This is a genomic window from Mangrovibacterium sp. (assembly GCF_041596335.1).
Classification (GTDB): Bacteria; Bacteroidota; Bacteroidia; order Bacteroidales; family Prolixibacteraceae; genus Mangrovibacterium.
This window is the reverse complement of sequence record NZ_JBFHIT010000042.1, coordinates 1-13,200: the sequence shown is the minus strand read 5'-3', so window position 1 is coordinate 13,200 and position 13,200 is coordinate 1. Positions and strand designations below refer to the sequence as shown.

Sequence of the window (13,200 nt, the reverse complement as noted above, 5' to 3'; positions counted from 1 at the left end):
CATTGCCCTAACCGAAAACAAACGAAAAGAAGTTAAATGAAGATTTCGAGATAGCAAACAAATACTGGAATGGCGAATAAAAGAGAGTCGAACCGATCTAAAATACCACCGTGTCCGGGGAAAATTGTACCGCTGTCTTTTACTCCAAATTGCCGTTTGATCATCGATTCGGTTAAATCGCCCAAAGTGGCGGCAAACACGATCAAAAACGAGAGAATAAGCCAGTGTGTCAGCGCTATTTGCGGGATATAATTGGCTATTAAAGCCGAAACTGCCACAGCCGCAGCGGTTCCGCCAATTGCTCCTTCCCACGATTTTTTCGGCGAAATTCGTTCATAAAGACGGTGTTTGCCAAAGCTTACACCAAAAAGATAAGCACCGGAATCGTAAACCCAGATAATAACCAACAAGGCGAGAAAAAGCTGGGGTGAATAATTCCCATCTAGTTTCGAAAATACCAGGTAGTTGCTTAGGCTGAGCGGTACGGCGGAGTAAATTAAAGCGGCAAGGCTAATGGCGATATTTTGAAGCGGATGCTTTTTATTAGCAAACAATTCGTTGGCAAAGGTGATTAAAACGAACGGAAAGATGCTGAAGAACCACAGCGGACCAATTCGGCCAGAGCTAATAAGAAAGCTCAACACAAAGATCAATCCGCCTGTTAACGAGGCAATAAACCGGTGAGGTTTGAATCCCAACGAACTGGTGATATTGAAAAACTCGTGAAGTGTGCCCAACAGAATGGCTCCAAAAAGCAGCCCAAAGGTGTATTCGCCCCCAAATAAGCCGGCAAGCATAACAGCAACAAAAATAACTCCGGTGATTGATCGGATCAACAAATTTTTCAATTCTTCAACTTTTTGAGGATGTCCAGAGCGAGCTCCAGATCATTTTCATATACATAAATTTCAATCTCTCCGATTGATGGAATGACCGAGTCTTGTTGGTTCATCACCACACAATGAATATCGTTATCCGATAAAATTTCCTGCGCAATTTCCGCCTGAAAACGATCGGACGTTGTTAAAACCAACTTAAATTCTTTTTCCATTTCGGTTTTTAAAATGGTTCATCGCATAACATTACGATCAACTTTTTGGGGCCATGCATCCCCATCACCAATGTTTTCTCAATATCGGCAGTTCGGCTCGGACCGGTTATGTTGGTAATCGAGCTTGGTAAACTTCCGTGATATTTCGCTTGTATGGCTTCCATCGCGTCATCGAGGAATTTCACCAACTGACGTTGGTGCGCAACTACAATATGTGTTTCGGGGAAAACATGCAAGCGGCGACCCGAAGCACCGGCTGAACTAATCATGACTGAACCTAAATGGGCAACCAGAAACTCGCAAGGGGTAATGCCCACCTGAAGTTCAGGGAAATCAGCGACCTCTTTTTGGTACGTGACTTTTCCGTTTAAAGCCGCTTGAAGTTTTGGGTCGGCGCAAAACACGCGTTCCCAGTTTTCTTTAGGCTGAAGTTCCGCGATTAGCTCGGTAGCTTCAGTGAGATTCTTCGGGCGATAAACAGTTCCGGCTACCAGTTCAAGGTTTTCCTGAAACCAGTCGGCCAGGCTACCCTTGGGTTCATGATAGATTGGCGCAGACAAATCAGGTTCTCGGGTTGTTCCTTGCGGACGTCTTTCCCTGGCTTCCGTTAAGCGGCCTAAAATATTTTCCCTGGAGGTCATATCGCGTAGTTTATTCCGTTTTCTCGGTAACAATGGCGTCGTTCTCCTTGTCGCTCAATGCGGCAGGCGCTGTCTCATTCCCGTTTCCGAGAGGCTCCTCTTTCTGCCACGGACGTTTGCCAAATATCTGTTCTAAATCTTCTCCGAAAATCACTTCTTTTTCGAGTAGCTTCTCTGCTAGCTGGTTGTGTCCGTCAGCAGCTTCTTTCAATACGTTTAGCGCTCTCTGATATTGTTCGTCGATCATCGCTTTGGCTTCAGCGTCAATTAGCTCGGCTGTTTTTTCGCTATATGGTTTGGTGAACCCGAAGTCACTTTGACCCGTTGAATCGTAATAGCTGAAGTTTCCAACTTTATCGCTCATCCCATAAATACTGATCATGGCATAAGCCGTTTTGGTTACCTTCTCCAGATCGTTTTGAGCTCCTGACGAGATATTTCCAAATGTCAATTGTTCAGCGGCGCGTCCTCCAAGGGTCGAACACATTTCGTCCAGCAATTGCTCTTTGGTTGTAATCGAGCGTTCTTCGGGCAGGTACCAGGCAGCGCCCAACGCTTTACCTCGGGGAACAATCGTGACTTTCACCAAGGGGTGTGCATGTTCCAGCAACCAACTAATGGTGGCGTGTCCGGCTTCGTGGTAGGCGATCCGTCTTTTCTCATCTTTAGAAATGATTTTATTTTTCTTTTCTAAACCACCGATGATTCGGTCAACAGCATCTAGGAAGTCTTGTTTCGCTACTTTTTCGTGATTGTTTCGTGCTGCGATTAACGCTGCTTCGTTACAAACGTTAGCAATGTCGGCTCCCGAGAAACCAGGCGTCTGTTTCGAAAGGAAGTTCACTTCAACTTCATCAGACAATTTCAATGGACGCAGGTGGACTTTAAATATGTCGCGGCGTTCATTCAGGTCGGGCAATTCAACATGAATCTGACGGTCGAAACGTCCGGCACGCATCAATGCGCGGTCGAGAATGTCGGCTCGGTTGGTTGCAGCCAGAATAATCACACCCGAGTTGGTGTCGAAACCATCCATTTCAGTCAACAACTGGTTCAGGGTATTTTCGCGTTCATCGTTCGATCCCATGTTGGGGTTTTTCCCCCGGGCACGACCGATGGCATCAATCTCATCAATAAACACAATGCACGGCGACTTTTCTTTAGCTTGTTTGAAAAGGTCGCGAACACGCGAGGCTCCTACACCAACAAACATTTCTACAAAGTCGGAACCCGACATGGAGAAAAACGGAACATTCGCTTCGCCGGCAACAGCCTTCGCCAGAAGGGTTTTTCCGGTTCCCGGAGGGCCTACCAGCAATGCTCCTTTCGGAATTTTACCACCCAATTTGGTGTATTTCGACGGGTTTCTTAAAAACTCAACGATCTCTTCAACTTCCTGTTTGGCTTCCGACAAACCGGCAACATCTTTAAAAGTTGTGTTTACACGAGAGTCTTTGTCGAACACTTTTGCCTGCGACTTACCAACACTGAAAATGTTGCCCGCGCCACCTCCGCCTCCGGTACCTTTGCTCATGCGGCGGAAGATCCACCACCAAATACCAATAATCAGGAGGAATGGAAAGATCCAACTCAGTATTTCACCGAAGTAGTTGTGTACCGTTTTATATTCAATTGAGATTTTATCCGACTCTGAGAACTCAGACTGCGCATTTCGTAAATTTTCCTCAAACGTATCGACTGAGCCAATTGTGAAATAATAGTGAGGGCCAATTTCTGCAGGCGCGTTAAATCCGTTGTTCAGCTTGTCCGCATATTTGCCGTAGCTGTTCTCTTTTAGGTAAATTTGCGCTTCTTCGCGGTTTACCACAACAATTTTCGCAATGTCGTGGTCTTTTACCATCGTGTTTTTTACATCCTGCCAATTCGTTTCAACCGGGCCTCCGCCGAAGCTAAAGTATTGTACGGCAAGAAAAAGAACAATAACAATCCCATAAATCCAGTAGGGATTGAATTTTGGCGTTTTTCCGTTGCCGCCGAAATTTCCAAGGTTAGGACGTTGTTTGCTTTTATTTGTTTTCTTATCAGTCATTTGTTACTTGTTTTCTGGTTTTATTTCCTCAATTATTGCATCTGCCCAAAGATTTTCAAGGTCGTAGAAATTGCGGGAATCGTGTTGAAAAACGTGGACCATGATATCCGCGTAATCCAGCAAAATCCACAATGAATTTTTATAACCGTCCTTGTGCCAGGCTCGCTCACCGACCATTTCTTCAACTGTTTCTTCAACAGAATGGGCAATGGCATCCACATGGGTATTTGAATTGCCGTGGCATATGATGAAATAATTACATTCTGAGTGATTTATTTTTGTTAAGTCAATCTTTACGATGTCCAGGCCTTTTTTTCGATCGATGCCTTCAATAACCGCGTTTAATAGACTTTCACTGTCATTCTCTGCCTGTGTTTTAGTCATAAATATTTATTAGAAATACAAAGATAAATTTTTTCGCTTATTTTGGTGTTTTTAACTGCCTTGGGTAATAACCTGAAAATTAAAAAAATAGTTTTATCTATTTTGTTAAAAATCATGAAAATGAATTCTCAAATCATCGGCAAAACCGTTGTGCTGCTTGAACGGGTGGCAAGTACCAATAACTATGCCACCGACCAAGTGCGTGAAAATGAAGTAGAAGAGGGTACTGTCTTTTTGGCAGACGACCAATCTGCAGGGCGTGGACACCTGGCGAATAAATGGGAAAGTGAGCCTGGGAAAAACCTGACTTTCTCCATTTTTATTCGACCAAATTTTTTACCAATCGAAAAAACATATCTGTTATCGAAGGTTGTTTGCCTTGGCATCGAGAGCTTTCTTACGCCATTCGTTGATCATGTAAAAATCAAATGGCCAAACGACATCTATGTTGATGATCGGAAAATCTGCGGTATTTTGATCGAAAATGGGATTATGAACGACCAAATATGCCAATCAATTATTGGAATCGGTCTGAATATCAATCAGGTTAAATTTCGCTCTGATGCTCCAAACCCGGTTTCATTAAGCCAACTGACCGGTGAACAGTATGATTTACTGGAATTGATTAAGGCTTTGTTGAAACAAATTGATTATTATTACCGGCGACTTGTGGACGGGGAGGCTGAAGAGATTAACCGTCAGTTTGTATCGAAATTGTACCAGTTGAACGAATGGCATTGGTATAACGATAAGAACCATACCTACAAAGGGCAGATTATAGGGGTGAACGAAATCGGTCAGTTAAAAGTGGAGGAAGAAGGAGGGATCCTGAACGAGTATCATTTTAAAGAAGTAACCTATTTAACCAACGGAGGTTGAGAGCACTTGCATAATCGTTCATCTTAGCTCAATTAGAAACTGAATCGGAATAATAGTTCATCTTGTAAAATAAACAGGAACGAATAGCGTTACCATCTAAAAATCGGAAAGAATGAAAAAACTAGCATACCATATTTTTTGCATGGCATTTTGCCTTGCAATTTGGTCTTCCTGCTCGAAGGATGAGGAGACCATTGTTGACACAGAGACAACAGAAGAATCCGTTAGCAGCGAAACGTTGGCCATCAACCAGTGGATTAAGGAAAACATGGAACTCTATTATTACTGGAATACCAAACTTCCGGATATTGACGAGACCAAGGAAGCCGACTCGTTCGATTACTTCGATCAACTGCTTTACACAACAGAAGATAAGTGGTCGTGGATAACGGACGATTACGCGTCGTTGGCTGCGGAATTTAGCGGAAGCCAGTATGTTATGGGTTTCGATGCAACGCCAACCTGGACCTCTGAAGCGCAAACAGCGATTTGTTTCTTTGTTAATTATGTCTATCCCGGATCGGCTGCCGAGGAGGCAGGATTGCTGCGGGGGGACATTATTTTGAAGTTGAATAACCAAACCATTACGTTGGATAATTACACCGATTTGTACACCGATGATGCTTACAGTGTGCAGTTGGCCGATATCACTAGTGGGGCATTGGTGCTCAACGGAAAATCATATTCGCTGGTAGCCAAGCAAACGACCACTGATCCGTCGATTTACCACACTGTTTTAGACGTAGACGGGAAAAGCGTTGGTTATTTAGTTTACGTTGAATTCGTGGCAGGCGATGATGATAAGTTTTTAACCACACTCGACAATATTTTCACTGAGTTTAAAACTTCCGGAGTAACTGATCTTGTTGTGGATTTTCGCTATAACCCGGGAGGTGAAATTGACGCGGCCACTTATTTGGCAGCGGCTATTGCACCCGCTTCTGTTGTGAGCGCAGGGAGTACGCTCGTGAAAATGAATTACAATTCCGACATGCAAGCTTATTTGGAAAGTAGTAGCCGTTATGACGACTATTTGACATTCACGTTCCCGGAGAATGCGACCAATATCAACATGACGAACGTGTATTTTTTGACGACTTCAGGTACTGCTTCTGCATGTGAATTGGTGATGATTGGACTTGCTCCGTATATGAATGTTATTCAGATTGGCGAATCGACCTACGGAAAGTACACCGGAGCATGGGTTTTGCCCGACGATAATGAAGAATGGTGTATGGTCCCCATTGTCATGAAATATTCGAATATTGAAGGTTACACCGATTTTGTTGATGGATTAACACCGGATTATGAAATTGATGATTATCCCTGGCTTGGTTATCAGTTTGGCGATGTGAATGACCCCATGCTGGCCAAGGCAATCGAACTAATCAGCGGCACGGTAACCATAGCCAGTACGAAGTCGGCTCTGATTTCGCCTTTTAAAAAGGCTGCTCTGGCAACACCGAAGGATTTGAAACAAAATCTGTTTGTCCCGGTCGATCAAAGTTTACCTGCGCTGAAATAGGATGGTGGACTGAGAGAATCTTGACTCTTATCAACGGTTCCAGGCCCTGTCGATCGGCGGAGCCTGGAACCGTTTTTTGACGAATACCGATTGAGAAATCCCTTCTCTGGATTTAAAAGAATGCTTTCTGGTGGAACGGAAAACTAGTTCGTAACGAGTATTACTGAGTTCTTCATTCCTTTTTCATCCCTATTTTCGGGGAGTGTGATGTCGAAGGAAGTTACACTTCCCGCAATTTTTGAATGCAGAGCATTTTGCAGCTGGTACTTGCCGGTAATTTCAAACGAAAGCTTTTCTTGTTGTTGGCTTGGGTCGACTGCGTCTATCGCCCATCCATCATTCAGCCTGTTTAAACAAAGTAAGCAAGGCGATTTTATGACCAGTTTTTTCTTGTCGCCAATTTCGATTTCACAAGGTTCAAAAGCACTGATGGCAATTGTTCTGCCTTGATTAAAGCTTAGGGCGTGTACCTCGTCGCTATGGGCTATTATTGTGCCCAAGCACTTTTCAATCGCCTGTCCTGCTTCCGCTTCAGAAACCCCAACGATACTTACGTAGGCATATTTCCCGTTAACCGGTTGTGTGCCGTGGTTCACTTCCAGGCTAAAAATATCTTTGGAGATTAAACTGTCGTTTTGCCAGGTCAGTATTCGTTGCCAGTTACCGGTTTGCACCCCCTGATTAACCTTTAATTGTTGGCGGCACAGGCTCACATACGCAATGCTATCGTGCCATACCGATGTGATCGTTTCATTGTTTTTAGCAATATGAACATCGCCTTTCTTATAGCATTGATTAATCGTCGTGACCACATTAAAATTTCGGTTGGTTGTAATGGCAGAACCTAAGGCGTAAATCTTGTTGTCGATAAAAAAATACGATTTATTCGCTTGCAGGCTGTCTCTTCGGTATTTGAAGGCCGTAATTCCCACTGCTTCACTTTTTAAGCCCCCAGTAAAATGCGACTCGTTTTTGTAGCCCGACCATGTTAATACCGGAAGTTTAGCGGTGTCCTGCACTGTCGTTGTTCCGGGCAATTTCTTCCAATTCCAAACGGGATAAATCTCATGGTACTCATCACCCCTTCGATAAATCAGGTTCGTTCCATCGCCCAAGTGATAGCCTAGTTGGTTTTCGCCATTGCCTGCCTCGGCTCCAATAACCCGTTGCGACGACATTCGGACAGCCGAGAAAAACTCATCTGTTCGGTATAAACTGTAATCCGAATTTCGAAAATGAATGTACTCATTCGGAGCATTTTCCGGATTGTTGTGAGTGTCAAATTCTGTGAATATTTTCTCCAGATTTTTGTAAAGCTCGTATTTCGCGATTGGTCCGCGATACTTTGCGCCGTTTACCATCTCGGGAAAAATTTGCCGTCCTGTAGCTAGAATCTCGTATTTCCCTTTGTAAACCACTTTTTGCTGGCCTTCGAACATGAGCTTTCGCATCAGATCAACCTTTTGGGGCGGAAAGGCTATGCTAGTTTTGTTAAAAATGAATATCCACTTAATGAGATCTTCTGCGAAATGTAACCCATAGTTTCCAAACTGAGGTTGCGGTCCGTGTTGATGAAATGAGTAATCAGGCTGGATGCCCTCTTCATAGGGTTTCGATGGAACCAGAACCGATTTAATCGTATCGGCTGCTGCACACATTAAACGATCGTTGCCGCGAACTAATTCACGCATAAAGACATTTCCACTTAGCCATATTTTATTTTGCCCGGTCATGTAAATCCTTGATTTATCCATCACTTCCAACGATTTCATCATCGTGGAGTCGGGGATAATAGATTGGCAAATGATGAGGGTTGGACCAATGTTTTGGGGAACTCCTATCTCCTGATACCACCAGTTGTCGCTGAAAAAATTATTGTAAGTCCAAAAGTTTAATGCGCCAACAATCGATTCAGCCATTCTATCAGACTTGTAGTATTTACTATTTGTATTTTCGTAGGCGGTGGCAAGAGTAATAAGTCGAATTAGATGTTCGCGTGGTTTCCAGTTACTTCGGCGGTGCATCTCGTAATCGATATCACCAAACGAAAAATCCTTGTTCATACTTTCAAGCATCTGTTGCACCTCGCTATCGCTCACTTTTTCAAGCAAATAAAAATCTTTTAAATTTTGCTTGAGTTGATCCAGGTTAATCCCGAAGATCAGTTGATACGAGAAAATTAGTGCGACGGTTATAGCGTGTTTGTAGATTTTCATTTGGGATAATTGTTGTTTCCGAAACTAGGTATTTAGTACTTCTGATTGTTTTGTTAGTTGTAGTTGGCTAAAGATATTACTTGGCAGCGAAAAACCCATGGAACTTGTTCCTCCAATCTATCTCGATAGACGCCAACACCCGTTTCTGCCACTGTGCTGCGCGGGGGACGAATGCTTAATTGTTTGATTTAGTGTGTTTGTTACTCAAAAGTAATTGGTATCCTAAATTTTGTATTTACAAATCTGTAACTCTGGAACCCCGGCTGAAATCTAGGCAAGAGCATTACAGTTCTCAAGGCTTCTTTTTCTAATAAATACTGACTTTCGCCAGTTGTATTAATCGCTTTAAACACTTCTGGATTTTTAACATATCCATTTGTATCCACTGTAAAGCCGACATAAATTGTACCTTTCGCTCCCTTTACATTATCACATGACAAAAGAGATTTAATATCTCTGTGTAGTTCTTCAATACCGTTATAATACAGGGGAATAAATTCTGTTTTTGCAGCAACCCAATCTCGTGACTTGCTTGTCATTTCGGTTCCACTTAAGTTAAAAATTTTCACTTTACTCCCTTTTTTCTGAAAATACCCTTCAATCGTTTTAGAACCTTTAAAAGCGGTAAATTCAATTTTAGAATTATTGTCTACTTTACCTATTTTCAAAATCAACTTACCGTTCTCCCTTATCTCAATTGCTCCGTTAAGTGTGTCGTTACTATGAATGCATTCTAAGGTTCTTTTCCCATTAGGGATTTGCGTATCTCCCTCGGAATACAAAATCCATTTCCCAATTTTCTTGTTCTCTACAACTTGGTTAATCGTATTACCATCGTTATCCATCATACTCTGGGATAAAACCACCAAATTGAATGCAACTTGAAAGAATATTACAAGAATCAAAATTCTATTGATAAAAAGTTTCATATTGGTTATGTCTAATAAGTGTTGATTCGAATTTAATCTTAGTGTCGGTGTTAATTACACACAACTTTTAGTATATGCCTGCACCACCGGATGCTCAAATGGGTTATGAACAACTACAAGCGGTTTAAACGGAGTAGCGTGAAATCAGCCAAATGGCTACGCCGTGTGTGTAATCGCTACCAGTATATGTTCTACCATTGGACACTCGGCTGGCAATTTACCTAAAATATGCAGACTGCATAATTAGAGCCGTATGACGGGAGACTGTCACGTACGGCTCTGTGAGAAGTTAGGGGTGAAAGTCCCCTAGCTTACTCGACTGCCGCCTGGCATTTCTCTTAGTTCATAATTTGTGCTTCGTCCACCACTTGCTTCTTTTTGCAAGATATCCTTCTTTATCAAATCTTGAATGTCTCGAAGAGCAGTATCTTGTGAGCACTTATTAATTTTTCCCCATTTCGAGGTTGTTAACTTTCCATCAAATCCATCAAGAAGTCTGTTTATTATTTTTTGTTGTCTATCATTGAGAATTGTCGTGGAATGTATTTTCCAAAATTCTGCTTTATGAAGTATTTTCGATAAAGTCCCATCTGTGGAGTCAATAGCATTTATTAAACATTGCAAAAACCACAAAATCCATTCTGTTATATCTGAATTTCCTTTTTGTGTTTTTTCAAGTTTTTCATAATACAGTTTCCTTTCGACTCTAATTTGCGCAGACATACTGTAGAATCGCCTGATGCTTTTGTCAGAACGTGCCAATATCATATCTGTTATTGCTCTTGTAATTCGTCCGTTTCCATCGTCAAATGGATGAATTGTCACGAACCATAAATGAGCAATAGCGGCTTTTAGAACCAATTCTGTTTCTGTTTCGTTTTCAAACCAGTCTAAGAATCTTTTCATTTCTGGTTCTATCCTGTCTGAGCTTGGAGCTTGGTAGTGAACTTTTTCTTTTCCCATAGGTCCAGATACAACTCGCATTGGACCAGTCGTGTCTTTTCTCCAGTCTGCAACTGTGATTTTATATAGATTACTCCAACCTGATGGGAACAACGCTGCATGCCAACCAAACAATCTGTCTTTAGTCAAAGGCAAGTCATACCTCTGTGTAGCATCAAGCATCATTTCAACTATTCCGTCAACATGGCGTTCCGATTCCACAGCTCCCAAAATATCAATTCCTAGTCGACGAGCAATTGAAGAACGTACTTGTTCAATTTCTAAAAACTCACCTTCAATCTCAGATGATTTTATAACATCTAAAGTAAGAGTATTCAAAACCGCTTCATTCTGCAAATCAAAACCTAGTGATTCCATTTTACCAAGAAGTCTGCCCTGCTGATTTCTAGCTTCACCAAGTTTTATCATCACTTTCTTATTATCCCAAGTGAAGTCTGTCCAGTTTTCTTTTTCGTGTATATAAATTTTCATTCTCCGCAATATATGCGACAAATATACATCTTGTTCTCCGCAAATAAAACTTTCTCCGCAAAATATGCGCAGATTAAAGTTGTTAATCTCCGCACTGTCGTTTTTTCTGCTTGGCGGTAACGGTTGGTGCAAGTGGAGTGCGGGATTTTGAAACGATTTCCTGTCAAACCCGCACGGAGCCAAGCCTGCTTTTTATTAAACATCATTTTTAAAACCGTTATCCGTCAAAGACTGATTGGCGGTGGTTGAACAATGAGAAAACGCTGGAAAACCACGCCTGCCCGCATAACATTCGCACTTTGTGTGTGCCCAGCATGAGCATGTGCACACTTTAGAAAAGTTTGGAAGGAACAGTAAAATACAAGTTTTCCGGACTAAACAATAAAGTGATGCATGAAATTATTCCAGAGGGTGCAAGTCCTTTATGTGCGGGGGTAACGCCTCGAAGCATTAGTAAGTCGCAAGCTGGTTTGGGGTGACCCATGCATTGAAGGGGGCGGAGCGTTAAGAAAATGTCCGGTGGACAAATTTAAGTAGGAGCCAGCTTGTAGGGGAGGGAAAGGAAACGGAAAAACCTGATTCGCTTGGGTATTACGCCGGAGCAGGCTTACCAGTGGAGCCGTTCACGAATGGGAGGATGGGCAATTGCCCAAAGTCCGATTCTGGGAACTACAATTACATTGGAACGCTTGCGAAAACGAGGTTAGGAGGCCATGCGTTAATTGTTTCTATTTATCAGATTTACAACAACTTTTGTCATTGTATCTTTTTCATCTGGTTTGCTAACCGCTATCATCAATGTCAAAGCAACCAACGTATTGTCAGCAATCCTTTTGTTTCCATTTTTGTTAAATAAAAGTCCGTTTCGTTCTAAAAAGTAGAGAAATAAAAATGCAGCAATCCGCTTATTTCCATCTGTGAACGAATGATTCTTTGTAATAAAGTACAGTAAGTTGGCAGCTTTCTCCTCTATACTTGGATACAAATCCTGTCCGTCGAAAGTTTGGTAAATAGTTGAAATTGAGCTTCTAAAGGAATCATCTTTCTCATGTCCAAATAAGTCACTATTGCCATGAGCCTTTTTTGCTGTCAGTATCTGTTTGATTGACTCCTCATAAGTTAGTCGAAAGGTTTCTTTTTCCGTTATGCCTTTTATCTCAAGGCTTTGATAATCATATTGGTCTAATATATCCAAAGCATATGCATATTCTGAAATTATTTTTAGCAATCCAATACTTTCGTCATTTGTCAGGGCTTTGTAGTCCAACACATTTCCTAATATCTTAACAGATTCCTGCAACTCCCTTAGTTGCTCATTTTGTTTAGCAAGGCGTTTCTTATCTAATGCATAACCCTTTAAAAGGTACTCTTTCAAAATTGTATTCGCCCAAATTCTAAATTGAGTTCCTCGTTGTGATTTTATTCGATATCCAACAGATATTATAACATCTAAATTAAAGAATTCAATGTCCCTTTCAACGTCACGGTCACCTTCTTTTTGAACTGTTGCATATTTTGCAACAGTTGCTTCTCTTAGCAATTCTCTTTCTTTGTATATGTTGTTTATATGTCTTGAAATCACCGATTTATCACGTTCGAACAATTCAGCCAATTGATTTAAACTTAACCATACCGTTTCATCGTCAAGTTGTACGTTTATTTCTGTTTTTCCATCCTCCGACTGATATATTCTGATGTGAGATTCATTCATTTTTTTGAAATTTTATCAAATATACAAATCTTAAATATCTCATTTTGTTTTTGCAGGATGATTGTTCCAATGCATGGTAACGGATGGCGGTATGAAATCGTTGGGGAGTTCGGAGCCACTTCACTATCAAGTTACAACAAACTTTGATGCGAGAGATGTCGTCTGTAACCAAAAGAACACCAATGTGTTATGTCGCGTGTGTGTGCCCAGCATGAGCATATGCACACTTTACGAAAGGTTGGCTATTTCGGTCAGACCGTGCCACACATTTCGGTTGAAACCGTGCCACTTTGAGAGATGGTGCAATTATACAAAAAATTAATTTTCACTCTTTAAAATTCCTTTTCTCAGCGATTCACCTTTCAGGTCAATGCGGTGAG

The 13,200-nt window shown here is 41.7% G+C and carries 12 protein-coding genes; 3 read left to right on the top strand and 9 right to left on the bottom strand.

Going from position 1 to position 13,200, the window contains the following annotated elements:
- Positions 1 to 32: 32 nt before the first annotated feature.
- The 5 genes from ABZD21_RS14105 to rsfS are packed head-to-tail and all read right to left on the bottom strand — an operon-like array spanning position 33 to position 4,126.
- Positions 33 to 848, bottom strand: a complete 816-nt coding sequence (locus tag ABZD21_RS14105) for a phosphatidate cytidylyltransferase (protein WP_372775696.1) — start codon at positions 846 to 848, stop codon at positions 33 to 35.
- Complete coding sequence (locus ABZD21_RS14100; RefSeq protein ID WP_372775695.1) at positions 845 to 1,051, bottom strand: DUF2007 domain-containing protein; 207 nt, start codon at positions 1,049 to 1,051, stop codon at positions 845 to 847. The genes ABZD21_RS14105 and ABZD21_RS14100 overlap by 4 nt, the downstream gene beginning before the upstream one ends.
- A gap of 8 nt (positions 1,052 to 1,059) precedes the next feature.
- Positions 1,060 to 1,692 (bottom strand): lactate utilization protein C, encoded by a 633-nt coding sequence (locus ABZD21_RS14095; protein ID WP_372775694.1) that lies wholly within the window; start codon positions 1,690 to 1,692, stop codon positions 1,060 to 1,062.
- Positions 1,693 to 1,702: 10 nt separating this feature from the next.
- A complete protein-coding gene (gene ftsH / locus ABZD21_RS14090) occupies positions 1,703 to 3,742 on the bottom strand; it encodes an ATP-dependent zinc metalloprotease FtsH (protein ID WP_372775693.1) in 2,040 nt (679 codons plus the stop codon).
- A 3-nt stretch (positions 3,743 to 3,745) separates the two neighbouring features.
- Positions 3,746 to 4,126 (bottom strand): ribosome silencing factor, encoded by a 381-nt coding sequence (rsfS, locus tag ABZD21_RS14085; RefSeq protein ID WP_372775692.1) that lies wholly within the window; start codon positions 4,124 to 4,126, stop codon positions 3,746 to 3,748.
- Positions 4,127 to 4,246: 120 nt separating this feature from the next.
- Between rsfS and ABZD21_RS14080 the strand changes: the two genes are divergently transcribed.
- A complete protein-coding gene (locus ABZD21_RS14080) occupies positions 4,247 to 5,005 on the top strand; it encodes a biotin--[acetyl-CoA-carboxylase] ligase (protein ID WP_372775690.1) in 759 nt (252 codons plus the stop codon).
- 112 nt (positions 5,006 to 5,117) lie between these two features.
- Complete coding sequence (locus ABZD21_RS14075; RefSeq protein ID WP_372775689.1) at positions 5,118 to 6,530, top strand: S41 family peptidase; 1,413 nt, start codon at positions 5,118 to 5,120, stop codon at positions 6,528 to 6,530.
- A gap of 143 nt (positions 6,531 to 6,673) precedes the next feature.
- Here the strand turns inward: ABZD21_RS14075 and ABZD21_RS14070 are convergent, their stop codons facing one another.
- From ABZD21_RS14070 to ABZD21_RS14060, 3 genes are all read right to left on the bottom strand, one after another.
- Positions 6,674 to 8,746 carry a polysaccharide lyase family 8 super-sandwich domain-containing protein gene (locus tag ABZD21_RS14070; protein ID WP_372775688.1) on the bottom strand — a complete coding sequence of 691 codons (2,073 nt, stop codon included), beginning with the start codon at positions 8,744 to 8,746 and terminating at the stop codon, positions 6,674 to 6,676.
- Between the two features lie 200 nt (positions 8,747 to 8,946).
- The gene (locus tag ABZD21_RS14065) at positions 8,947 to 9,675 is read right to left on the bottom strand and encodes an energy transducer TonB (protein ID WP_372775687.1); all 729 of its coding nucleotides are present in this window, start codon (positions 9,673 to 9,675) and stop codon (positions 8,947 to 8,949) included.
- Between the two features lie 306 nt (positions 9,676 to 9,981).
- Positions 9,982 to 11,109 (bottom strand): Fic family protein, encoded by a 1,128-nt coding sequence (locus tag ABZD21_RS14060; RefSeq protein ID WP_372775686.1) that lies wholly within the window; start codon positions 11,107 to 11,109, stop codon positions 9,982 to 9,984.
- A 584-nt stretch (positions 11,110 to 11,693) separates the two neighbouring features.
- Here ABZD21_RS14060 and ABZD21_RS14055 point away from each other — a divergent pair.
- The gene (locus ABZD21_RS14055) at positions 11,694 to 11,816 is read left to right on the top strand and encodes a hypothetical protein (RefSeq protein ID WP_372775685.1); all 123 of its coding nucleotides are present in this window, start codon (positions 11,694 to 11,696) and stop codon (positions 11,814 to 11,816) included.
- Between the two features lie 11 nt (positions 11,817 to 11,827).
- On the opposite strand, the gene rhuM is transcribed toward ABZD21_RS14055, so the two are convergent.
- Complete coding sequence (gene rhuM / locus ABZD21_RS14050; protein WP_372775683.1) at positions 11,828 to 12,820, bottom strand: RhuM family protein; 993 nt, start codon at positions 12,818 to 12,820, stop codon at positions 11,828 to 11,830.
- Between the last annotated feature and the right edge of the window lie 380 nt (positions 12,821 to 13,200).

Coding starts and splice junctions, on each gene's coding strand:
- ABZD21_RS14080 (WP_372775690.1), top strand. CDS start 4,247: ATGAATTCTCAAATCATCGGCAAAACCGTTGTGCTGCTTGAACGGGTG.
- ABZD21_RS14095 (WP_372775694.1), bottom strand. CDS start 1,692: ATGACCTCCAGGGAAAATATTTTAGGCCGCTTAACGGAAGCCAGGGAA.
- ABZD21_RS14070 (WP_372775688.1), bottom strand. CDS start 8,746: ATGAAAATCTACAAACACGCTATAACCGTCGCACTAATTTTCTCGTAT.
- ABZD21_RS14065 (WP_372775687.1), bottom strand. CDS start 9,675: ATGAAACTTTTTATCAATAGAATTTTGATTCTTGTAATATTCTTTCAA.
- rsfS (WP_372775692.1), bottom strand. CDS start 4,126: ATGACTAAAACACAGGCAGAGAATGACAGTGAAAGTCTATTAAACGCG.
- ABZD21_RS14060 (WP_372775686.1), bottom strand. CDS start 11,109: ATGAAAATTTATATACACGAAAAAGAAAACTGGACAGACTTCACTTGG.
- ABZD21_RS14075 (WP_372775689.1), top strand. CDS start 5,118: ATGAAAAAACTAGCATACCATATTTTTTGCATGGCATTTTGCCTTGCA.
- ftsH (WP_372775693.1), bottom strand. CDS start 3,742: ATGACTGATAAGAAAACAAATAAAAGCAAACAACGTCCTAACCTTGGA.
- ABZD21_RS14100 (WP_372775695.1), bottom strand. CDS start 1,051: ATGGAAAAAGAATTTAAGTTGGTTTTAACAACGTCCGATCGTTTTCAG.
- rhuM (WP_372775683.1), bottom strand. CDS start 12,820: ATGAATGAATCTCACATCAGAATATATCAGTCGGAGGATGGAAAAACA.